General features: G+C 65.3%; 19 protein-coding genes and 1 other RNA gene. 8 read left to right on the forward strand and 12 right to left on the reverse strand.

Features of this window, described 5'->3' with window-relative positions:
* Positions 1-58: 58 nt before the first annotated feature.
* On the reverse strand, positions 59-1,663 hold the full coding sequence (ccoN, locus tag K1T73_RS15240) for a cytochrome-c oxidase, cbb3-type subunit I (RefSeq protein ID WP_220601520.1): 1,605 nt from the start codon (positions 1,661-1,663) through the stop codon (positions 59-61).
* A 203-nt stretch (positions 1,664-1,866) separates the two neighbouring features.
* Between ccoN and K1T73_RS15245 the strand changes: the two genes are divergently transcribed.
* A complete protein-coding gene (locus K1T73_RS15245; protein ID WP_220601521.1) occupies positions 1,867-2,706 on the forward strand; it encodes a universal stress protein in 840 nt (279 codons plus the stop codon).
* A 71-nt stretch (positions 2,707-2,777) separates the two neighbouring features.
* On the opposite strand, the gene fnrL is transcribed toward K1T73_RS15245, so the two are convergent.
* Positions 2,778-3,524: a transcriptional regulator FnrL gene (gene fnrL, locus K1T73_RS15250; RefSeq protein ID WP_220601522.1), complete on the reverse strand. Its 747-nt coding sequence runs from the start codon at positions 3,522-3,524 to the stop codon at positions 2,778-2,780.
* A 73-nt stretch (positions 3,525-3,597) separates the two neighbouring features.
* Here fnrL and hemN point away from each other — a divergent pair, with 73 nt between their 5' ends.
* Entirely contained in the window at positions 3,598-4,953 is a 1,356-nt protein-coding gene (gene hemN / locus K1T73_RS15255) for an oxygen-independent coproporphyrinogen III oxidase (RefSeq protein WP_220601523.1), read from the forward strand.
* Between the two features lie 15 nt (positions 4,954-4,968).
* On the opposite strand, the gene K1T73_RS15260 is transcribed toward hemN, so the two are convergent.
* From K1T73_RS15260 to K1T73_RS15280, 5 genes are all read right to left on the reverse strand, one after another.
* Complete coding sequence (locus tag K1T73_RS15260; RefSeq protein WP_220601524.1) at positions 4,969-6,564, reverse strand: ABC transporter ATP-binding protein; 1,596 nt, start codon at positions 6,562-6,564, stop codon at positions 4,969-4,971.
* Positions 6,561-7,667: an ABC transporter permease gene (locus K1T73_RS15265; RefSeq protein ID WP_220601525.1), complete on the reverse strand. Its 1,107-nt coding sequence runs from the start codon at positions 7,665-7,667 to the stop codon at positions 6,561-6,563. Before K1T73_RS15265 ends, K1T73_RS15260 begins: the two co-directional genes overlap by 4 nt.
* A gap of 4 nt (positions 7,668-7,671) precedes the next feature.
* Entirely contained in the window at positions 7,672-8,760 is a 1,089-nt protein-coding gene (locus tag K1T73_RS15270) for a microcin C ABC transporter permease YejB (RefSeq protein WP_220601526.1), read from the reverse strand.
* 7 nt (positions 8,761-8,767) lie between these two features.
* The gene (locus K1T73_RS15275; protein ID WP_220601527.1) at positions 8,768-10,699 is read right to left on the reverse strand and encodes an extracellular solute-binding protein; all 1,932 of its coding nucleotides are present in this window, start codon (positions 10,697-10,699) and stop codon (positions 8,768-8,770) included.
* 179 nt (positions 10,700-10,878) lie between these two features.
* Positions 10,879-11,409 carry a cytochrome c family protein gene (locus K1T73_RS15280; RefSeq protein WP_220601528.1) on the reverse strand — a complete coding sequence of 177 codons (531 nt, stop codon included), beginning with the start codon at positions 11,407-11,409 and terminating at the stop codon, positions 10,879-10,881.
* Positions 11,410-11,529: 120 nt separating this feature from the next.
* Here K1T73_RS15280 and K1T73_RS15285 point away from each other — a divergent pair, with 120 nt between their 5' ends.
* A complete protein-coding gene (locus K1T73_RS15285; RefSeq protein ID WP_220601529.1) occupies positions 11,530-12,363 on the forward strand; it encodes a prephenate dehydratase in 834 nt (277 codons plus the stop codon).
* 334 nt (positions 12,364-12,697) lie between these two features.
* Complete coding sequence (locus tag K1T73_RS15290; RefSeq protein ID WP_220601530.1) at positions 12,698-13,024, forward strand: magnesium transporter MgtE N-terminal domain-containing protein; 327 nt, start codon at positions 12,698-12,700, stop codon at positions 13,022-13,024.
* Positions 13,025-13,105: 81 nt separating this feature from the next.
* On the opposite strand, the gene K1T73_RS15295 is transcribed toward K1T73_RS15290, so the two are convergent.
* Together K1T73_RS15295 and nudC are read right to left on the reverse strand one after the other, a co-directional pair.
* Positions 13,106-13,573, reverse strand: coding sequence for an SRPBCC family protein (locus K1T73_RS15295; protein WP_220601531.1), 468 nt, complete (start codon positions 13,571-13,573; stop codon positions 13,106-13,108).
* Positions 13,574-13,626: 53 nt separating this feature from the next.
* Positions 13,627-14,604 (reverse strand): NAD(+) diphosphatase, encoded by a 978-nt coding sequence (gene nudC, locus K1T73_RS15300; protein WP_220601532.1) that lies wholly within the window; start codon positions 14,602-14,604, stop codon positions 13,627-13,629.
* A 187-nt stretch (positions 14,605-14,791) separates the two neighbouring features.
* Between nudC and K1T73_RS15305 the strand changes: the two genes are divergently transcribed.
* From K1T73_RS15305 to serS, 3 genes are all read left to right on the forward strand, one after another.
* Positions 14,792-16,687 (forward strand): bifunctional 2',3'-cyclic-nucleotide 2'-phosphodiesterase/3'-nucleotidase, encoded by a 1,896-nt coding sequence (locus K1T73_RS15305; RefSeq protein WP_220601533.1) that lies wholly within the window; start codon positions 14,792-14,794, stop codon positions 16,685-16,687.
* Between the two features lie 46 nt (positions 16,688-16,733).
* An RNA gene (ffs, locus tag K1T73_RS15310) (signal recognition particle sRNA small type) lies at positions 16,734-16,832 on the forward strand.
* A 109-nt stretch (positions 16,833-16,941) separates the two neighbouring features.
* On the forward strand, positions 16,942-18,234 hold the full coding sequence (gene serS / locus K1T73_RS15315) for a serine--tRNA ligase (RefSeq protein WP_220601534.1): 1,293 nt from the start codon (positions 16,942-16,944) through the stop codon (positions 18,232-18,234).
* A 36-nt stretch (positions 18,235-18,270) separates the two neighbouring features.
* On the opposite strand, the gene K1T73_RS15320 is transcribed toward serS, so the two are convergent.
* Entirely contained in the window at positions 18,271-19,353 is a 1,083-nt protein-coding gene (locus K1T73_RS15320; RefSeq protein ID WP_220601535.1) for a DUF2235 domain-containing protein, read from the reverse strand.
* A gap of 90 nt (positions 19,354-19,443) precedes the next feature.
* Between K1T73_RS15320 and K1T73_RS15325 the strand changes: the two genes are divergently transcribed.
* Positions 19,444-20,142 (forward strand): hypothetical protein, encoded by a 699-nt coding sequence (locus K1T73_RS15325; protein WP_220601536.1) that lies wholly within the window; start codon positions 19,444-19,446, stop codon positions 20,140-20,142.
* Positions 20,143-20,157: 15 nt separating this feature from the next.
* Here the strand turns inward: K1T73_RS15325 and der are convergent, their stop codons facing one another.
* Both der and K1T73_RS15335 read right to left on the reverse strand, forming a co-directional pair.
* Positions 20,158-21,624 carry a ribosome biogenesis GTPase Der gene (gene der, locus K1T73_RS15330; protein WP_220601537.1) on the reverse strand — a complete coding sequence of 489 codons (1,467 nt, stop codon included), beginning with the start codon at positions 21,622-21,624 and terminating at the stop codon, positions 20,158-20,160.
* Between the two features lie 52 nt (positions 21,625-21,676).
* Positions 21,677-23,002, reverse strand: a complete 1,326-nt coding sequence (locus K1T73_RS15335) for a PQQ-like beta-propeller repeat protein (protein WP_259400296.1) — start codon at positions 23,000-23,002, stop codon at positions 21,677-21,679.
* Positions 23,003-23,038: the final 36 nt, after the last annotated feature.

Here is a 23,038-nt window from a genome sequence, read left to right on the forward strand (position 1 = left end):
CGGAGGCTTCTTGTCTTCGGGCACGTCTTTTCTCGTTGAACTCATTTTCTGACCCTTCTCATTCAGCCGGCACGGCGGAGTTGCTGGCTTCGACGGCCGGACTCCGCTTCACGGTCATCCAGAGGTTGTAGCACATGATGATCGCGCCGGTGATGTAGAGCACTCCGCCCAAGGCCCGCACGACAAGCATGGGGAACTTGGCCGCCACCGTGTCGGCGAAAGAGTTGACGAGGAACCCGTTCGCGTCGACTTCGCGCCACATCAGGCCTTCCATGATCCCCGTCACCCACATCGACGCGGCGTAGAGAATGATCCCGATCGTCGCGAGCCAGAAATGCCAGCTCACGAGGCTCAGGCTGTAGAGCCGCTCGCGATGCCAGAGTTTCGGCACGAGGAAGTAGAGCGCGCCGAAAGTGATCATGCCGTTCCAGCCAAGCGCGCCGGAATGAACGTGACCGATGGTCCAGTCGGTGTAGTGCGACAGCGAGTTGACCGCGCGGATGGACATCATCGGGCCTTCGAAGGTGGACATGCCGTAGAAGCCGATCGAGATCACCATCATGCGGATCACCGGGTCGGTCCTGAGCTTGTCCCATGCCCCCGAAAGCGTCATGAGCCCGTTGATCATCCCGCCCCAGCTGGGCATCCAGAGAATGACCGAGAACACCATGCCCAGCGTCGACGCCCAGTCCGGCAGCGCCGTGTAATGCAGGTGGTGCGGACCCGCCCAGATATAGATGAAGATCAGCGCCCAGAAGTGAATGATGCTGAGCTTGTAGCTGTAGACCGGCCGCTCGGCCTGCTTGGGAACGAAGTAGTACATCATCCCCAGGAATCCGGCGGTAAGGAAGAAGCCAACCGCGTTGTGGCCATACCACCACTGCACCATTGCATCCTGAACGCCCGAGAAGACCTGCACGGATTTCGAGCCGAAGATCGAGACCGGGATCGTGATGTTGTTGACGATGTGAAGCATCGCCACGGTGATGATGAAGCTGAGGTAGAACCAGTTCGCCACGTAGATATGCGGCTCCTTGCGTTTCACGATCGTGCCGAGGAACACCGCGAGATAGGCCACCCAGACGATCGTCAGCCACCAGTCCACGTACCATTCCGGCTCGGCGTATTCCTTGGACTGCGTCGCGCCGAGAAGATAGCCGGTCGCTGCCAGCACGATGACGAGCTGGTAGCCCCAGAAGACGAACCAGGCGAGGTTGCCGCCCCACAGGCGCGCGGCGCTCGTGCGCTGCACGACGTAGAAGGACGTGCAGATCAGGGCATTGCCCCCGAACGCGAAGATCACCGCAGAGGTGTGCAGCGGACGAAGCCGCCCGAAATTGGCAAGGCCCTGCGCCCATTCGAAGTTGAGCTGTGGGAAGGCAAGCTGAAAGGCGATGAACGTGCCCACGAGAAAGCCGACCACGCCCCAGAGCGCCGTCGCGATCACGCCGGCGCGCACCACGCCGTCCATGTATTCGCCGGAAAGGTCCACCCTTCGAACGGGTTCATCCGTGCGGCGCAACACCCACAGGAAAAGCCCGCCCGCCACCAGCGCGATGGTCAACGCGTTGACCATGTAGGCCAGGTCGCGGGCGTAATTCGCGCCGATCAACGCGAAAAGCGTGATCAGGCCAAGCGCCAACAACTTCAGATAATTCGTCATGTATCTCGTCCCTTCGTCCTGTCCGCACGGCATAGGATTCGTCGCGCGGGCGCGTTCGACATCGCGGTAATGGTCGCTCGGTCCGGCAACCGCTTTGATCTGCATCAAGAAAGAGGCGCCGATTGTTTGATGCGCATCAACGACCGTCCCGATGCAGGATTCTAGCCTTCTGATCTGGATACCGATGCCGGAGGAGGCTCACAATGGCGTTCAAGACACTTTTTTCCGTTCTGACCGATACGGAGATGGGCGAGGACACGCTGCCCAGCGCCCTGGCGCTCGCGCAGACCTTCGATGCGCATCTCGACACGCTCTGTCTCGGGCTCGACCGCACGCAGGTCGCGAACTACTACGCGGGCGCCACCTCGCTTCTCATGCAGGAGGCCTATGATCGCGCCAAGGACGAAGCGAGCCGGATCGAGCAGGCGGCGCGCAAGGCGCTGTCGCGCAGCGATGCGCGATGGGGCTGCCAGGCCGAGGTCGCCCAGATGGCCGACCTGACCCGCATCGTGTCTCTGAATGCCCGGTTCGCCGATCTGGCCGTCATGCCCCAACCCTACGCCAAGGGTCGCGGCGCCGAGGTCGAAGCCGCACTCGAAGCCTGTCTCTTCGATGCGAGCGTCCCCGTCCTGGTTCTGCCCAAAGGCTCGCACCTGACAGAACGCCCGCGCCGCGTGCTGGTGGCATGGAACGAAAGCGCCGAGGCGCTCAGGGCCGTGAAATGCGCCCTTCCGCTCATCGAGGGCGCGGACCAGGTTCACGTGGTCCTGGTCGACCCGCCCGCGCATGGCCCCATGCGCTCGGACCCCGGCGGCCTACTGTCGCAATTCCTCGCCCGGCACGGGCACAAGGTCGAGGTCGAAGTCCTGTCTAAAACCCTGCCGCGCGTGGCCGATGTGATCGCCCGCCATGCCGGCGACATGGATGCGGACATGCTCGTGATGGGTGCCTACGGCCATTCGCGCTTCCGCGAGGCGATCTTCGGCGGTGCGACGCGCTACATGCTCGAACATGCGCCGCGCCCGGTGCTGATGGCCCGGTAGGCGCGGGCGTCACGCGACGTCGACCGCCGGGTCGATCGGATCCCGGCGGCGACCGGACGCAAGGCGCCGCATCAGACGAGGACGCCACCATCGGCATCGTCGCCCGCTTCGTCCATGAGGGCGTGGAAGTCGGGAACGGTCACATGCCGCTTGCCCTGAAGCTCGATCAACCCGTCGCGCCTCAGCGCGCTGATTTGCCGGCTGACCGTTTCGAGCGTCAGGCCGAGGTAATCGGCCATCGCCTCGCGGGTGAGAGGCAGGTCGAAGACGATCCGGCCCTTCGGCATCTCCTGGTGAAGCGATGCCGTCCGCCGCGCGATGATCGCCAGCAGCGACGCGATCTTCTCGCGGGCCGTCTTGCGGCCCAGCACCACCATCCATTCCCTCGCCGCATCCAGCTCGTCGAGCGTCATTTCCAGAAGCCGCTCGGCGATTTGCGGCGTCCGACGCATCATTTCCTCGAAGGGCTTGCGGCGGAAACAGCACATCACGAGGTCCGTCGTCGCCACCGCGTTATAGCTGGCAAGCTCGCGGCCGGGTCGCCCGATGAAATCGCTGGGCAGCAGAAGCCCCACCATCTGCGTGCGCCCATCTTCGAGCGTCTGGGTCAGCGTCGCGACCCCCTTGACCACCGAACCCACGAAATCCATCCGGTCCCCGGCCCAGGTCACGGTCTGCCCGGCCTCGAAGCTGCGATAGAACTTCATCTGGTCGAGCACCGCGAGCTCTTCGGATTCGCAGCGCGCGCAGACGGCACGGTGCCGGATCGGGCAATCGCCGCAATCGCGGGGGAAGGCTAGTGCGTCTGTGTTGAGCATGGTCTCGGGCCCCGCTTCATAGGTTGATCTGCATCAAGGATCGGCCGTGCAGACCTGCCGTAGAGCTAATCGCATGGACAGGAAATCACAACTGGCGGACCTGGGTCTCTTTGACGCAAAGGTGCCGCGTTATACAAGTTACCCGACCGCGCCCCATTTCTCGCGCGACGTCGGGGCCGACACGTTCGCCTCGTGGATATCATCTGTCGCGCCGGAATCAAACATCTCGCTTTACGTGCATGTGCCGTTTTGCCGCCGCTTGTGCTGGTTCTGCGCGTGTCGCACGCAGGGCACGCAGAGCGATGCGCCGGTGCGGGCCTATCTCGAGACGCTGCGCACCGAGCTCACCCTGCTGCGCAATGCTCTGCCCGAAGGCGTCCGCCTGTCGCGCCTGCACTGGGGCGGCGGCACGCCGACGCTTCTGTCACCCTCGATGATCGCCGACCTCGCGGGCGAGATCGCAGCGATCGTCCCGTTCGCCCCCGACTCGGAATTCTCGGTCGAGATCGACCCCAACGAGATCGACGGTGCGCGCCTCGACGCGCTGGCTGAGGCGGGGATGAACCGCGCCTCCATCGGCGTGCAAGACTTCGACCCCGAGATCCAGGAAAGCATCGGGCGCCGGCAGAGCTTCGAGTTGACCCGCGATGCGGTGGTCGAACTTCGCGCACGCCGCATCCATAGCCTCAACGCCGATATTCTCTACGGGCTTCCGCACCAGACCCCCGCGCGGATCACAGAAAGCGTGCAGAAGCTTCTCTCGCTGGCGCCCGACCGTGTCGCGCTCTACGGATACGCGCATGTTCCATGGATGTCCAAGCGACAGCAACTCATCCCGTCCGACACGCTCCCCACCCCGCCGGAGCGTCTCGACCTCTTCGAGACCGCGCGGCGGCTCTTCGTGTGGGATCACTACGCCGAGATCGGCATCGACCACTTCGCGCTACCCGACGACGGGCTCACGGTGGCGGCTCGGGCCGGACGGCTGCGGCGCAACTTCCAGGGATATACCGACGATCCCGCCGAGGTGCTCATCGGCATCGGCGCCTCTTCGATCTCGCGGTTTCCCCAGGGCTATGCCCAGAATGCCCCCGCGACCGGCGCCCATACCGCCGCCATCCGGGAGGGCCGGTTCTCGACCGCCCGCGGCCATGTCTTTTCACCCGATGATCGGCTTCGCGGCCGGCTGATCGAATGGCTTATGTGCGACTTCCGGATTGATCTCGACCGCGTCGAAGAGGAGTTCCCGGGCCAGCGCGCGCAGGTCGAGCGGATGCTCGCGCGCACCGATGCCGATTTCGCCGGTCATCTGAACCTCACCCGCAACGGGCTTGCCATCCCCGAGGACGCGCGCCCGCTGACCCGGATGATCGCGCGCAGCCTCGACGCCTACGACCTGAGCAAGGCCGGTCACAGCAGCGCCGTCTGACGCGGCGATCCGCGGTCACGCCGCGGTGCTGTCTTCCAGCGCGGCTTTCAGAAGCGTGCGCGCGTATTCCGTCTGCGGTCGCTCGAAGAGATCTTCGGCAAGCCCCGCCTCGACGATGTCGCCCTCTTTCATCACGACGATCTTGTGGCTCATGGCGCGCACCACGTTGAGGTCGTGGCTGATGAAAAGATAGGCCAGCCCGTGCTTGCGCTGCAACCGGCGCAGAAGCTCGACGATCTGCACCTGAACCGTCATGTCGAGCGCTGATGTCGGCTCGTCCAGGACGAGGAGCTTCGGCCGCAGGACCATCGCCCGCGCGATCGCGATACGTTGCCGCTGCCCGCCCGAAAACTCGTGTGGAAAACGGTCCATGGCGTCGACCGGCAATTCCACCTCGCGCAGCACCTCGGCCACCAGTTCGCGCGCCGTCCGGCCATCGGGCGTGCCATGCACGCCAAGCCCCTCGGCCACGATCTGTGCGCAGGTCATCCGCGGGCTGAGGCTTCCGAACGGATCCTGGAAAACGATCTGCATGTCCTTCCGATGCCGCCGCATCTCGCGCGTGGACCACCGCCGCACGTCCTCGCCACAGAAGGTGATCCCGCCCTCGGATCCAATGAGACGCATGGCGGCAAGCGCGAGCGTGGTCTTGCCGGACCCGCTTTCCCCCACGATACCCAGCGTCTCGCCCGCGCGCACTTCGACCGTGGCGTCCTTGACGGCTTTCACGTAGCCGACCTTGCGTTTGAAAAGCCCCTTCTCGATTGGAAACCAGACGCGAAGATTGTCGGTCCGCACGATGACGGGTGCGTTTTCGGCGACGCGCTCCGGCTCGCCCGATGGCCGCGCGGCCAGCAGCTTGCGCGTGTAGTCGTGCTGCGGCGCATCGAAAACCTCCCGCACCGGCCCGCTCTCGACGATCTCGCCGTCCTTCATCACGCAAACCCGGTCGGCGATCCGGCTGACGATCGCGAGATCGTGCGTGATGAAGAGCAGCCCCATGTCCTCCTCGCGCTTCAATTCGGCCAGAAGCTCGAGGATTCGCGCCTGGATCGTCACGTCGAGCGCGGTGGTCGGCTCGTCGGCGATCAGGATATCGGGCTTGTTGGCAAGCGCCATGGCGATCATCACCCGCTGCCGTTGCCCGCCCGAAAGCTGGTGCGGATAGGCGCCGAGCCGCGTTTCGGGGTCGCGCACCCCCACCCGGTCAAGAAGTTCGATGATCCTCTGCCGCGCCGCCTCTCCCGTGATGCCCTGGTGCAGTTCGAGGCTTTCGCTGATCTGGCGCTCGAGCGTATGCAGCGGGTTGAGCGAGGTCATCGGCTCCTGGAAGATGAAGCTGATGTCGTTGCCGCGCACGTCGCGCAACCGCTTCTTCGAGGCGCCGATCATCTCTTGCCCGTCATAGGTCACGGACCCTTCGACGATTGCCGATGGCCCGAGGAGCGAGACGGTGCTGAGCGCCGTTACCGACTTTCCCGATCCGCTCTCGCCCACCAACGCCACGGTTTCGCCCCGGTCCACGTCGAAGGATACGCCCCGCACGGCCGGCTTGATCTTGCCGTCCTGGCGGAAACTGACCTTCAGGTCGCGTATCTTCAGAATGCTCATTGGAACGTCTTTCTGGGGTCGAACGCGTCGCGCACACCCTCGAAGATGAAGACCAGAAGCGATAGCATGATCGCGAATGTGAAGAAGGCCGTGAAGGCGAGCCACGGTGCCTGGAGGTTCTGCTTGGCCTGCCGCGAGAGTTCCCCGAGGCTCGGCGCCGAGGACGGAAGCCCGTAGCCTAGGAAGTCGAGCCCCGCGAGCGTCGCGATCGTGCCCGTCACGATGAAGGGAAGGAAGGTTACCGTGGCCACCATCGCGTTGGGCAGCATGTGGCGGAACATGATCGTCATGTTGCCCACGCCCAGCGCCTTGGCCGCGCGCACGTATTCCAGGTTTCGAGCGCGCAGGAACTCTGCCCGCACGAGGCCGACAAGGGCCATCCAGCCAAAGAACACCATCACCCCGATCAACAACCAGAAGTTCCGGGGCAACACCGCGAAGAGGATGATGATGACGTATAGCTGGGGCGTCGATTCCCAGATTTCGATGATCCGCTGCATCACCAGGTCCACCCAACCCCCGAAATAGCCCTGCACGGCGCCGGCCGCGACGCCGATGATCGTGGTCAGCACGGTCACGATGATCGTGAAAAGCACCGACAGGCGGAACCCGTAGATGACCCGCGCCATCACGTCGCGCTTCGTGTCATCGGTGCCAAGCCAGTTCTGTTCGTTGGGCGGCAGCGGCGCTGCGCCGGGGCGGTCGACAGCGGTGTCATAGGAATAGGGAATGATCGGCCAGAGCGTCCAGCCCTTCTCGATTTCCTCGCCGTCGACCACGCCGTCCTGCGCATCCTCGATCACGCCCTCGGGGTCGTCGAAACAGCTCTCCAGCCCCCCCGAGACGATCAGGCATTCGACCTCCGGGTCGCGATAGATCGCCTCGGTCAGGAAATCGCCGCCGAATTCGGTCTCGGGATAGAACTTGAAAACCGGCGTGTAATACTCTCCGCGATACTGCACGAGGATCGGCTTGTCGTTGGCGATGAACTCCGCCGGCATGGTGATGACCATCAGCACGCTGAAAAGGATCAGCGACCAGAACGCCCGGCCGTTCTTCCGGAAATTGTACCACCTGCGACGCGCAAGACCGGACAGCGCCATTCCCTCAGCCCTCGCGCTTTTCGAAGTCGATGCGCGGATCGACCAGGACATAGGTGAGATCGGTCACGAGCTTCATCACAAGCCCAATCAGCCCGAATAGGTAAAGTGTGGCAAACATCACCGGATAATCGCGCGTAACCGCCGCCTCGAAGCCCAAACGTCCAAGACCGTCGAGCGAGAAGATCGTCTCGATGAGAACGCTACCGCCGAAAAACACCCCGATGAAGACCGCCGGAAACCCCGCGATGACGATCAGCATCGCATTGCGGAAGACGTGGCCGTAAAGCACCTTGCGCTCGCTCAGGCCCTTCGCCCGCGCGGTCATCACGTATTGCTTGCCGATCTCGTCCAGAAAGCTGTTTTTCGTCAGGAGCGTCAGCGTCGCAAAGCCACCGATGGACATGGCGACGACCGGCAGGGTGATGTGCCAGAGGTAATCGAGCGCCTTTCCGGCGAGGCTCAGTTGATCGAAATTGTCCGAGGTAAGCCCCCTGAGCGGGAATATCTGGTAGTAGCTCCCGCCCGCGAAGAGGACCAGAAGCAGCACCGCGAACAGGAATGACGGGATCGCGTAGGCCGCGATGATCACGCCGCTCGTCCAGGTGTCGAAGCGCGACCCGTCTTTCACGGCCTTGCGGATGCCCAGCGGGATCGAGACGAGATAGGCCAGCAGCGTCGACCACAGGCCAAGCGTGAACGAAACCGGCAGCTTTTCCAGCACGAGGTCGATCACCGTGATCTTGCGGAAGTAGCTCTCGCCGAAATCGAACCGGGCGTAGTTCCACAGCATGTTGACGAACCGCTCCAGCGGCGGCTTGTCGAGACCGAATTGCGCCTCGAGTTCCTTGATGAACTCGGGCGGCAGGCCCCGCGCGCCGAGATAGCCCTCGTTCTCGAAATCGCTCGCCTCGGTCGTCACGTCCCCGCCGCCGCCGGCGAAGCCCGAGAACGCATCGCCCTCGCCTTGCATGTTGGCGATGATCTGTTCGACCGGCCCGCCCGGCACGAACTGCACGAGGACGAAATTGATGGTCATGATCCCCAGAAGCGTGGGGATGATGAGCAGCAGCCTGCGCAGGATATAGGCGCCCATGTCGCGCTTACCTCACCGGGGCGCCGGCAGCCCTGAGCCGCTCCGCCTTCTCCGCGTCATACCACCAGAAATCGAGCGCGCCCAACGCGAATGGCGGAACGGGATCGGGATGGTCGTAGATGTCCCAGTAGGCCACCCAGTGATCGGGCGCGTATCCGTCCGGCAGCACGAAGAACTCGTAACGCAAGGCCCGGTCGAGCGCGCGGATGGTCATGTGCTCCTCCGCCTCGCTTTCGGTCATGAGCGATTCCTCGATGATCCGGTCCACCATCGGGCTCGCAAGGCCGGCGGGGTTGAAAAGACTGTATTCCGCCGCCTCGGAACCGAAGCGCTGCGCAAGCCCCGTGCCGGTGCCCAGCAGCGCCGGATACCCGTCGAAGATGAGATCATAGTCGCGGTCACGCTCGCGCTTGGTGTATTGCGCGGCATCGACGCTTTCGAAACGTGCGTCGATACCCATCTTCTGAAGGTTAGACACGAAATTCTCGGCGGTCGCGCGGGACGACGCCGATGCGTTGGCGCTGAACAGGAAATCGAGCCTCAGCGGCTCGCCGGCCTCGTTACGGCGCACGCCGCCCGCCCCCACGGGCCATCCGGCCTCGTCGAGAAGTTTCATGGCCTTCCGCAGGTTCTTGCGCGAGACGAGCCGGTCGGGATCGGACTCGTGCGGGGTCCAGGGCTCGGTGGTGAACATCTCCTCGGGCACGATGTCGCCGAGCGACTTCAGGAAATCGAGTTCGTCGCCCTCGGGAAGGCCGCTGGCCGCGAGCGGCGTGCCGGTCGAAAAGGAATCCTGTTGCTCGTAAAGCCCGTAGAGCAGCGACTTGTTCGTCCATTCGAAATTGAACCCCAGCGCCACGGCCTGCCTGACCTTGCGGTCCTTCAGCGTGTCGGACCCGAGGTTGAAAACGATCCCCGTCATGTTGGGCGGGAACCCGTCGGGGATCTCCTCGCGCTTCACCCATCCCTTCTCGATGGCCGGGAAATCGTAGAAGCTCGCCCATTGTTTCGGGTCGTTCTCCGTGCGGAATGTCACCTCGCCTGCCTTGAACGCCTCGAAAGCACCCGTCGAATCCGCGAAATACTCAAGCCGGATGGTATCGAAATTGTGCCGCCCCCGGTTGATCGGCAGATCCCATCCCCAATAGTCGGGATTGCGCCTGAACGTGACGCGGCGGGGCGGGTCCACCTCTTCGAGGATGTAGGGCCCCGATCCCGGCGAGACCTCCATGCGCGGTTCATCGAGCCGCGCGCCCGTCTCTTCGTACCAGTCCTTCGACCAGACCGGCACCGTGCCCACCTGGTCGATGAGGCTCCGGCGCGAGATACCCTCGGTGAAGTAGAACTTGACCGTATGATCGTCGATCACCTCGACCTTGGGGATCCTCTTGCGTACCGCGTCCGCATAGGATTTCAGCCCCTGGTCGAGAAGCAGATTGTGACTGAAAGCCACGTCATGCGCGGTCACGGGGGTGCCGTTGGAAAACCGCGCCTCGGGCCGCATGTAGAAGATGACCCAGGATTTGTCCTCGGGGTATTCGATCCGCTCGGCCAGAAGGCCGTAATACTCGTCGTAATGATCGGCGGGCAATGATCCCGACCCGGCAAGAACCTGGCCCAGAAGGCTCTCGTACATCACCGTCGACAGCGCAGAGGCGCGACCGAGCCGCGAGTAGGGGTTCATCGAATCGAACGTGCCGCTCAGGGCAAGCGAGATCTCACCGCCCTTCGGCGCATCGGGATTGACGTAATCGAAATGCTCGAAATCGGCGGGATAGGACAGGTTTCCGAAATACGAATAGCCGTGGCTCTCGATGATATCGTCCTGCGCGACTGCCGCTTGGCTGAGGGCGAAAGCCGCCACCGCCGCACAGCCGAGCCGCCGGAACGTGGCTCCGAGCCCGCGCAACGGGGCGCTGTGGCCACGGCAATCTTTCATCCTGTCGTTTTCCCGGATCATCAGGCGAAACCCCTCCACTTCACGCCGCAGGCTAAAACCTTTCCGACCTGTGCCGCAACCGGGCATTTCGCGTCACGCTGCTGCCGTCGCGCCCCCCGGCAGCAGAAAGCCGCCATCCCGCATCCGGGTGGCGGCCTTGAGTCGGCAGATCGCCCCGCTCAGTCGCCGATGCTGTCGAGATAGGCGATCAGGTTGGCGCGGTCGCTCGCCTTGTTCAGGCCGGCAAAGCTCATGGTCGTGCCCGGCGCATAACCGCGAGGGTCCTCGAGGAAAGCATCGAGATTCTCCGGCGACCAGACATCCGCGGCCTCGCTCAGCGCGCCGGAATAGCCATACCCCGAAACCGAGCCGACGTCGCGGCCCACGACGCCATAGAGATGTGGGCCGGTCGAATTGGCGCCATCCTCCAGCTTGTGACAGGCGCGGCACTTGCCGAAGACCTTCTCGCCCTTGCCCGGATCGGCCGCCGCGTAGAGTTCCTCGAACGACTGGCCTTCCTCGGCCGCGCCGCCGTCATCGTCGCCTTCGCCACCGCCTGCCTCGATGGCATAGCCCATCGCGTGCTCTTCACCGCCATGACCGCCACCGGTGTGATAGATCGTCTCGGCCGCCCACTTCCCCATCAGGAAGATGAGAAATGCGCCGCAGAAACCGCCTAGGATCTTGGTGAATGTCATCGTGTCGAACATAGATGCGTTTCCATTCCGTGTCTCTTGGCGGGTATCTATCCGCTTCCCTTGCTCGGGTGCAAGGTATAGTTTGCGCGACGAAACGCCCTCCCCCGGGCGCCCCGCGACAACGAGACGCCGATGACCGGAACCATAGCTTTTCAGGGCGAGCCGGGGGCCTATTCCCACCAGGCCTGCCGCGATACCTATCCCGACATGGACGTGCTGCCCTGCCGCACCTTCGAGGACGCCATCGCCGCTGTCCGCTCGGGCGAGGCGGACCTCGCGATGCTGCCGGTCGAGAACTCGACCTTCGGGCGTGTCGCCGACATCCATCACCTTTTGCCCGAATCCGGTCTCCACATCATCGGCGAAGCCTTCGTGCGGGTGCGGATCGCGCTGATGGCCCTGCCGGGCGTGACCCTCGACCGCGTGACCGAGGCGATGAGCCACACGATGTTGCTGGGCCAATGCCGGAGCTTCCTGGGCAGGCACGGCATCGCGCGCGTGACCGGGGCCGACACAGCCGGCTCTGCGCGGCACGTGGCCGAGGCGGGCCAGCCTCATCTCGGCGCCTTGGCCAGCGAGCTTGCCGGCGAGATCTACGGCCTCGAGGTCCTCGCGCGCGACATCGAGGACGAAGGAAACAACACCACGCGCTTTCTCGTCATGGCGCGCGAGCCCGACTTCTCGCGGCGCGGTGATCACGGCATGATGACGACCTTCGTCTTCCAGGTGCGCAACATACCCGCCGCGCTCTACAAGGCGATGGGTGGCTTCGCCACCAACGGCGTCAACATGACCAAGCTCGAAAGCTACATGGTCGGTGGGTCGTTCTCGGCGACACAATTCTACGCCGACATTGAAGGGCATCCCGACGATCCTCCTGTCGCCCGCGCGCTCGAAGAGCTCGATTACTTCACCTCCCACGTGAAGATTCTCGGCGTCTATCCCGCATCGGCCGAACGGGACTAGGTTTCCGTTCCCCCAAACCTATCGCGTGACCGCCGCTCCTTGGTGTGTGGCGATCACGCCGCCGCGCGCCCATCCGCACGTTATGTCACGTGGCGGAGAGGATCGCTTACAAATCGTGCCGCACCGCCCAAATGACACTCATGGCCTGGCCAAAGACGCACTGATCCCGATCGCGTCTCCAGCGTCGCTCGGCCCTTACTGTCGGGCCGAAACACGTCACGGAGCATCACGTAAACGCGAGAGGGGTTTCATTTCGGACCATTTGGTCACAAATATAATTCATCACCGCGGCCATACCCGCAAACTTCAATCTCTGTCTCGAAAGGACTTCACAATGCGTATCATCAAAATTGCCGCCTTCGTCGCTGCCACGGCCACCCCCGCCCTCGCCACGACGACCGCCCTTCAGACAGCCACCCCGTTGCCCACGATCGAGATCTCGGAACTCAGCGACGCCGAACGCAACGGTCTCTTTGCCGAGCTGAGTGGCCCCGAGCGCACGGAGCTTTTCGCCGAACTGAGCGGTCCCGAACGGACCGAGCTTTTCGCCGAACTGAGCGACGCCGAACGCAACTCGCTGTTCGCGGAACTGAGTGGCCCCGAGCGCAACGACCTCTTTGCCGAACTGAGCGGCGATGAACGCAACGGCCTCTTCGCCTGATCAAGTCAAGACTGCCGAGATCGGCCACCATCGGAGAAAGCGTCGGGTCATCCGGCGCTTTCCCGTCATGACACGGGCAGGTCAGGCGACCCGGTGATACCTCTCCTCGATATCGCGCGCATACCCGCCCAAACGCTTGTCGAACTTCCGCAAGAGCGATGAGCGCGCGAGCTTCAGCGATTGCACCAGAAGACGCGCCGAAAGGTTGCGCGGCGTCAAATCGATCGTCAGCACGAGGCGCGTCCGTGTGCGCGAGAGAGCCACGAGCTCCACGTCGAGCCTGCCCTCGAGAGCCTTCGACTGCGACACGAAGGCCATCGCCGTGGGCGGATCGTATTCCACCAACTCTATCGTCGTGCGTCGCGTCTTGCCACGAAACTGGAAACTTGCCTTCCACGTCATGCCGACGTCGATGGAGCTTCGCGTATCCACGCGCTGGACCTCCGCCCCGCGCCTGAGCGCGGACCGTTCAAGTCCGGCGAAGTCGGAAACCTGCGCGAAAACAAACTCGATCGGTGCCTCTATATCGTCCTTCGACGAGAATTTCATTGCTCTGCCCCACGCTTCGAACGCGTTATATCATGTCACCCGACACTCTCGCGTCAATCGAGGGTATCCGCAAGCCAGTTGCTCAGCAGGAAATGCGCGATGGCCCCCGCCCGCGCGGGTTTGATCGACGGATGTGCACCGGCCATCGCCTCGGTCAGATCCTCGCGCGAAACCCACAGCGCCGCCTCGATCTCGACCGGGTCGACGATGATGTCGGTGCTTGTGGCCCGTCCCGCGCATCCTATCATGAGCGAGGCCGGAAACGGCCATGGCTGGCTCGACAGGTATTCGACCTCGCCCACCTCGATCCGGGTTTCCTCCCGCACCTCCCGGCGCACGGCCGCCTCGACCGTCTCCCCGGGCTCCACGAACCCTGCGAGAAGCGAATACATCCCGTCTGGCCAGCCCGGCGAACGCCCGAGCAGCACATCGTTTCCATGTGTGATGAGCATGATGACGACCGGGTCGGTACGGGGAAAATGATGCGCCCGGCAGGCGGGGCAGGTCCGCTGCCACCCGGCCTGGCTGATTTCGCTGGGCATGCCGCACGCGGCGCAGAAGCGGTGGCTGTGATGCCAGGCATGAAGCGCCTTCGCCGTCGCCGCCAACTCCGCGTCGCGCGTATCGAGCCGGGTCAGAAGCCGCCGCAATTCCCAGAAGGCCTGGCTGTCGGGAAGCCGTGGATGGCGCTGCACGGTCTCGTCGAGAAACCCGCCGCCGGTCTGCGCGGTCTCGCCCTCCGGCTCCCAGTCGGAAAGGTCGCACGCGAAGACGAGGCGCCCTGTCGCCTCGCGCCCCAGGAGGAACCTCGGCATCTCGGGTGTCAGGACGGGATGATCCGGTCCAAGGCGAACCAGCCGCGCGCCGCCGCCGGGCGCCTCGGGTTCAACCAGCGGCTTTCCCCGCCAAAGCACGATCATCTCGGCGCCATGCGCCGCGACCTCGCGCCTGAGCGCGTCATCCCGCCCCCTCAGTTCCGCCGCCCGGTCGAGGCGCGATCCCCCGAATGTCACCGTTTCCGCCAGCCGCATGCACGCGCTCCCTCTCTCGGTCTCTGACTGGCACGGCGCGCGTCGGTGCTCAAGTGACATGAGGTCCACAGTTTTCAATCAACGCGAAGCCGTCTGCACAACTTTGAATTGATCGTCGCGGCGATATTGCTACGTTCGCAAGTATGAGCACGATACGCGGAAACCGGCGCGAGAAGATCTGCGCGAGATGAAGATCGACACGTCCCCTGATATGCAGGCCACCCCTGCGACCGGACAGGGCAGCACGCTACATCTGCGCATCCTTGCCACGTCGGACGTTCATGCCAACCTCATGCCCTACGACTATTTCCTCGACCGCGACGAACGGCCGTTCGGGCTGGCCCGTCTTGCCACGCTCATCCGCGCCGCGCGGAACGAGGCTCCGAATTGCCTGCTTCTCGACAATGGCGACATGCTGCAGGGCACGCCGATTTCCGACATGCTCGAAGATGCCGATGACGCCATCCACCCCGTCATCTCCGCGATGAACCACCTGCAATACGACGCGGCGGGGCTTGGCAATCACGAATTCAATTTCGGTCTCGACTGGCTTCGGCGAAAGGTGCGCGACGCGCGGTTTCCCTATGTCTGCGCCAATCTCTCGCCGCGCGAGGGCGCCCCCGCCAGCGCGGCGGCCTTCTGGTCGCCCTCGCACCTCCTTGACCGCACGTTCACCGCGATCGACGGAGGCCGCCATGCTCTTCGCATCGGCATCGTGAGCGTCATGCCGCCGCAGGTGACGACCTGGGACCGGACCCACCTCGAAGGCCGGATCGAAAGCGCCGACATGGTCGAGGCGACGCGCCGCGAAGCCGCGAAACTGCGCGCGGGCGGTGCGGATCTCGTGATCCTGCTTGCGCACACGGGGATCGAGGAGGGCGCACCGCATCCGGGTATGGAGAACGCCGCGATTCCCCTTGCGCGGCTTGGCGATATCGACGCCATGGTCATGGGCCATGTCCACTCCGTCTTCCCGTCCTCCGACTTCGCGGGCCTGCACGAGGTCGATCTCGAGAGGGGCACCATCGCCGGCACACCGGCCGTGATGCCGGGCTATCGCGGCTCGCATCTGGGCCTCTTGGACCTTGACCTTGTGCTCCGCGGGGAGCGCTGGGAGGTTCTGGCCGGACGTGGATCGGCGTGGCCGGTCGCGGCGGGCAATCGGGCCACCGTCGAAAGCGACAGCGCCCTGCGCAAACACCTCGCCCCCGCCCACAACGCCACCTTGCGCCGCACCCGCGCCAGCCTGGGCGAAGCCGACGGTCCGCTGCACACCTATCTCTCGCTCATCGGGTACAATCCCGCCGAACGGCTGATCGCCAGGGTTCAGCGCGCGGCCCTCTCGCGCGAACTGGCGGGAGGGCCGTTCGACGGCGTGCCGATCCTGTCCTCGGTCGCCCCCTTCCGCGCCGGCGGACGCAGCGGACCGGGCGCCTTTACCGACGTCCCGGCCGGCCCCCTGGCCCTTCGCCACGCGGCCGACCTCTACGCGTTTCCCAACACGCTCGTGGGCCTCGCGATCTCGGGCGCCGACCTGCGCGAATGGCTCGAAAGCGCGGCCATTCTCTTCAATACCGTGCAACCGGGCGCGCAGGATGCGCCGCTTCGGGCGCCGGACATTCCGCCCCATGTCTTCGAGATCGTCGACGGCGTCACCTACGAGATCGACCTGTCGCAACCTCCCCGCCGGTCCCTTTCGGGGCAGCTCGTCGATGCGCGCGCTCACCGGATCGCGAACCTGCGCCATGAAGGGCGCCCCGTGCGCGACGCGGACCGGTTCATCCTGGCCACCAACAACTACCGCGCCGCCGGTAGCGGGCCCTTCGCGGCGGCCCACCCCGCCGAAGTCGTGCACGAGGGCCAGACGTGGATACGCGACCTCCTGGCGCAACACCTGAGCGCCCATCGGCCCGTCACCCCCGACACGAGCCGCATCTGGCGCTTCCTGCCGATGCCGGGCACGACGGCGATCCTGTCCACCGGACCCGGTTTCGCCCAGGTGTGCCCGCGTCCCGACACGCCGCCCATCGAACCGCTCGGCATCGACCAGGACGGTTTTCTCCGCCTGCGGCTGGCACTTTGATACGCGGACGGTTGCATGGACCGGGACAAGGCCCTATGTGATGCGTCGAGAGGTTGGCGCGGGCAAGCGCCTCGCCAACCCGGTCAGGTCCGGAAGGAAGCAGCCGTAACGAGCCCCGCTTGGGTCGTTGTCCAGCCTCTCACCTCTTTCTCCTCCCCTTTCCACAGCTTGACCCCCGCGCACCCTACACGCGCGGCGCCTTCTGGTGCATAAGGCAACGCCAGAACGACTCACCAGACCAAGGATCCCGACCGATGCATGACATCCGTGCCATCCGCGAAAACCCCGAGGCCTTCGACGCCGCCCTCGCACGCAGGGGCGATGCACCCGCCTCGGCCGAGATCCTGAAGCTCGACGAAGCGCGCCGTGCCCGCATTCATGCCGCCGAAACCGCCCAGGCCGAACAGAACAAGGCCAGCAAGGAGGTCGGCGCCGCCAAGGGCCGCGGCGACGAAGCCGAGTTCGAGCGCCTGCGCGCCCTCGTGAGCGAGAAGAAGGCAGAGGTGGCCGAAATGCAGGCCGAGGCCAAGACGCTCGACCAGCAGATGACCGAGCTTCTCATGAGCCTGCCCAATGTGCCGATGGAGGATGTGCCGGACGGCTCGGACGAGGACGACAATGTCGAGATCCACCGCTGGGGCACGCCGCGCGAGTTTTTCTTCACACCCGTGGAGCACTACGAACTGTCGGGCGTCGCGCCGGGCATGGATTTCGAGACGGCCGCCAAGCTCTCGGGCGCGCGTTTCGTCGTGCTTTCGGGCGCCGTGGCCCGCATCCACCGCGCGCTCGCGCAGTTCATGCTCGACACCCATATCGACGAGAACGGCCTGACCGAGACCTGGACGCCCGTGCTCGTGCGCCCCGAGATGATGTATGGCACCGGCCAGTTGCCGAAATTCGGCGAGGACAGCTATGAGACGACGAATGGCTGGTGGCTCGTGCCCACCGCCGAGGTGACGCTCACCAACATCGTCAACGGCCTCACGGTGGACGAGGACTACCTCCCGCGCCGCTACGTCGCCCACACGCAATGTTTCCGCTCCGAGGCCGGCAGCGCGGGTCGTGATACCGCAGGCATGCTCCGCCAGCACCAGTTCGAGAAGGTCGAGATGGTCTCGATCACCCATCCCGACCGCTCGCGCGAGGAACTCGACCGCATGACCAGCTGCGCGCAGGGCATCCTCGAGAAGCTCGGCCTGCCCTATCGCACCGTCGTGCTTTGCACCGGCGACATGGGTTTCGGCGCGCGCCGCACACACGATATCGAGGTCTGGCTGCCCGGTCAGAACACCTATCGCGAGATATCGTCGGTGTCGGTCTGCGGCGATTTCCAGGCGCGGCGCATGAACGCGCGGTTCAAGCCCTCGGACGGCGGCAAGCCGCAATTCGTCCACACCTTGAACGGCTCCGGTCTCGCCGTCGGTCGCTGTCTCATCGCGGTGCTTGAAAACGGCCAGCAGGAGGACGGCTCGGTCACCCTCCCCGAGGTGCTCCACCCCTATCTTGGCGGCAAGACCACGCTTTCCTCGGACGGCACCCTCGCTTGACCCGCGGGGTGGGCGACCCGCCCACCCTCCTTCAGGCTAGCGCAGGCTTCCCGGCCGATACTCCGCCCGGCCTTCGAGCCTCTGGCGCACGCTCGGATGCACGTCCCTCTCGCGCGACGGTCCCTTTCGCCAGCGTCGAAACAGCCCCTGCCGACCACCCAGTCCCGGTGCGTCGGCCAGTGGATCGACCACCGCGCGCGGAAGCCGCGAACCCTCGCGCAACGCAAGCTCGGGCGCACCTTCCAGCATCCATTCCATGGTGATCGCGCTCAGGCCGCGCGCACCGCCGCTGCCGCCGACAATGCCGTGATTGCCGACGAACCACAGCTGCTGATAGGGCCGCGTCGCACTCACGTCGCCGCCGTTCAGACCGGGCTTTCCCGCTTGATCGTCGAGGTTGTCCCAGAGCGCGGGCCGGTAGAAAACCCGCATCTCGTCCAGCGCCACGGCGTGCCGCGCGCGCCGCACGAGCCGCGACAGCGCCATATCGTGGAAGCCGTATCGCCGGTTCCAGAGCGCCGCGACCGGGCCAAGGACAGCGGATGGGATACCCTTCGCGCCGACCGTATCCCAGACGCCGACAAAGGCGATCTGCACCAGCGACGCCCGCGCCCCCCGCGCCTCCAGGTCCTGGGGCGAGGTGGCGAACCCCGGCGACATCGCCGCGCGCTCGCGTTGGATATGCTCTTTGTCCGGCGCGTTCTCCGGACCGGCCTTTCGGTAAAGCGCATAGGCACGGTTGATCCCTTCGGGGCTGGTATCGGCCACGATGCCGCATTTGCGGATCATCCCGGCCACCGATCGCGCGGTATAGGCCCCCCGCGAGAACCCCAGCAGATAGATCTCATCCCCCTCGCGATATACCTTCGCGATGAACTCGTAGGCCTGCTTGACCTTGGTATCGAGGCCCCAGCCGAAGGCCCCGCCACCCCACTTGTTGACGAACCGGGCAACCGGGCCGTCATACCGCCGGTCAGTGCCGATACCGGGAAAATACCCCACCACCTGCCCTTGCTCCGGATCGCTCAGAAATGCGCGGCTCATCCGCACCACATGCGTGGGCTCAAGAGTATCGGGCGAATTCCAGGTGCCGTCACACAGTACCACGATACGGGTCATGACTTTCCTCCTTGACCGCCGCCCCGGCGCGCTAGGTTCAGGGTGCATGAAGGGTAAACGCCCACGAAACTCAGTAAATGGTGGAAAACCATGCCCTATCTCGTCCTGATCGCCGCCCTCCTCTTCGCTGCGGCGCCGCTGTTCTCGCCCGGATTCGGCGGCTACACGCCGGATCAATACCCGATCCCCCAGGTCTCGCCCCCGGCGCTTCCGGCCACCTATGCCTTCTCGATCTGGGGCCTCATCTATCTCTGGCTGGTCATCAGCGCCGGGTTCGGCGCGTTCAAACGGCGCGACGCCGCCGACTGGGCGCCGATGCGCCCGCCGCTCCTCCTGTCGCTTGCCGTCGGGGTGCCGTGGCTCACGGTCGCGACGATGAGCCCGGTCTGGGCCACCGTGATGATCTGGATCATGTGGGCCGGTGCGGCCCTCGCCCTCTGGCAGGCCCCCGCCCGCGATATGTGGCTCGCAAGCTTTCCGACCGGGCTCTACGCGGGCTGGCTCACCGCCGCGTCATCGGTGTCGACCGCGCTGCTGCTGGGCGGCTATGGCCTTTTGTCGCCGGCCAACGCGGCGCTGGCGGGACTGGCGCTCGCACTTGTACTGTCGCTTGCGATCATGGGCACGCGCGCCCGCCCCTACGGCTTCGCGGTGGCGGTGGTCTGGGCGCTCATCGCGCTCATGATCGGCAACTGGTCGGACGGGTCGACGCTCGTCGCCTGGGCCTCTGCCGGGGGCGCGGTGATCGTGGCGACCTCGGCGCTCCTCCAGCTCCGCAAACCGGTCTGAACCGGGCCGCGCGCGTCAGCGGCCGCCCGCCGGCCCCTTGCCCAGATGCTTGCGCAGGCGTGACGGCGTCGATTTCTTCCGGCCCTTGTAGGGGTTCTTGTCCGACTGGCTCCGCATGTAAAGGCGGATGGGTGTGCCCGGCATGTCGAAATCCTCCCGCAAGCCGTTCACGAGATAGCGGGTATAACTTTCGGGCATCTTGTCCGGCAGGCTGCACATCACCACGAACCCCGGCGGGCGCGTCTTGGCCTGCGTCATGTAGCGCAGCTTGATCCGCCGCCCGCCCGGCGCGGGTGGCGGATGCTGTTCGAGCATCCCTGCCAGCCAGCGGTTCAGATGCGCGGTGCTTATCCGGCGGTTCCACACGTCATGCGCCCGCATGATCGCGTCATGCAGCCGGTCGAGACCCTTGCCCGTCTTGGCCGAAACCGTCACCAGCGGCGCCCCGCGCAATTGCGGCAAGAGGCGCTCGAAGGCCTCGCGCAGGTCGCGCATCTTCTGGCTCTTCTCCGGCTCCACGTCCCACTTGTTCACCGCCACGACCACCGCGCGTCCCTCGCGCTCGGCCAGATCGGCGATGCGCAGGTCCTGCTGTTCGAACGGGATCGCGGCATCCAGAAGGACGACCACGACTTCCGCGAACTTCACCGCCCGCAGCCCGTCTCCCACGCTCAGCTTCTCGAGCTTCTCCTGAACCTTCGCCTTCTTGCGCATGCCCGCCGTGTCGAAGATGCGCATCGGCACCCCGTTCCAGTCAATGCTGAGCGAGATGGCATCGCGCGTGATCCCCGCCTCCGGCCCGGTCAGAAGCCGCTCTTCCCCCAGAATGCGGTTGATGAGCGTCGACTTGCCCGCATTGGGCCGGCCCACCACGGCCACCTGAAGCGGCCGGGCCGGGGTGGGCGCATGATCGGGCAGGTTCGTCTCGCCCTCCTCGTCCACCTCCACATCCACGACCGGCGCGGTTTCCTCGGCCTTCGCGGCGTGGGCGTCGGCCAGCGGCATGAGCTGCGCGTAGAGATCGTTGAGCCCCTCGCCATGCTCCGCCGAGAGGCGGATCGGCTCCCCAAGGCCCAGCGAATACGCCTCGAGCACGCCCGCATCCGCGGCCGACCCCTCGGCCTTGTTCGCGGCAAGGATCACATGGGCGGACCGCTTGCGCAGGATTTCGGCGAAGATCTCGTCGGTCGGCGTGACGCCGGTGCGTGCGTCGATGACGAAAAGGCATGCGTCCGCCATCTCGACCGCGCGCTCGGTCAGGCGCCGCATCCGGCCTTCGAGCGAATCGTCCGTGGCGGTCTCGAGCCCCGCCGTGTCGATCACCGTGAAGCGCAGGTCGGCAAGCCGCGCCTCACCTTCGCGCAGGTCACGCGTCACGCCGGGCTGGTCATCGACCAGCGCAAGGCGCTTGCCAACCAGCCGGTTGAACAGGGTGGACTTGCCCACGTTGGGGCGTCCGACGATGGCCAGCGTAAAACTCATCTCTTGGGCTCCGACCCTTGCGGCAAGGTCGCTCCTCTAGCGCATCACGCGCTCAACGGAAAGCGTGCAGTCGCCCGTTCGTCGAGACGACGTAAAGCGTGCCCCCCGCCACCACCGGGTTGGCCGTCGCTCCGCCCGGCACCTCGACGGTGCGGCGCAACGCGCCCGATGCGGGGTCGAAGAAGCGGATCAAACCGTCATTCGAGGCCACGACAAGCTGCCCGCCGGCCAGTACCGGGCCGTAATGGGCATAGATCTCGGCCTTCTTGCGCGGCCGGTCCTTCGTGAAGAACGGAAGCTTGTGCGACCAGATGCGCGTGCCGTCCTCGGCGTTGATCCGCACGAGCTCGTTGCGGTCCGAGATGATGAAGAGCGAGCCGCCCGCGGGCCAGATCGGGCTCAGCGGCCCCTCCTTCGCGGTCCAGATCCGCTCGCCGTTCCCGAGCTTGAGCGCCACGAGACGTCCCGAATGCGTGCCCACGTAGATCCGGTCGCCCACAATAAGCGGATCGCCCGTCACGTCGGTGACGAGTGCCTGCGACAGGCCCGAACGACGCCCGGCCACCTGCGCATCCCAAAGCCGCAATCCGCCCTTGCGGAACGCCCCCTGCAACTCGCCCGCGCCAAAGGCGAAGACGGCGTATTTGTCCGAAAGCGCCGGCGCGGGGCCGCCGAGAATGTTGTTGGCATCGGGCGCCGCGCTCAACCGCCATTGCACGCGGCCGGTGTCGGTGTCGATCGCCCAGGCTTCGTCATCGCCGGCCACCAGGTAGACCATCTCGCCCAGAACGGTGGGACTGCCGCTGCCGGTGCCGCGAAGCTGCTGCTCCCAGATCACCGCGCCCGACGCGGGATCGAGCGCCGTCAGCTTGCCGAATCCCGAGGTCACGAAAAGCTTGCCGTCGCCATGGGCAAGACCGCCCCCGCTCGCATCGTTTGCACTGTCGTTGAGCGGCACGAGGTTGCGCGACCACAATACCTTGCCGCCCGTGCTCACCGCCGTGACGGTCGCCGCGGAATCGAGCGTGAAGACACGCCCGTTCGCGACTACCGGATCGGCGGTGATGCGCGCCTTGCTGCCATCGCCCGACCCGATATTGGCCGACCAGATGCGGCGCGGGGCGGGGGAAAGCGCGGGATGATCGGCGCGTGTCGCGGGCGTGCCGCTGCGCTGCGTCCAGTTGGCGTTCACGCGCGCCGGACCCGTGGGCACCGGCGCGGTGCGATTCGGACGGCCCGCATTGTCGACAAGCCCGAAGCCCTCGTCGGCATCGGGGCGGATCTCCTCGCGCGGTCCCGGCAGGATCGGATCGTTCTTCGCGCAGGCGGCAAGGGTGCCAAGCACCACCAGCGCCGCCAAAATCGTCTTGCTGCTCACCACCATGTGCCCCCCGGCTTTCACACGTTGTCCCGC

The organism is Roseovarius sp. SCSIO 43702 (assembly GCF_019599045.1).
In the GTDB taxonomy this organism is placed as follows: domain Bacteria; phylum Pseudomonadota; class Alphaproteobacteria; order Rhodobacterales; family Rhodobacteraceae; genus Roseovarius.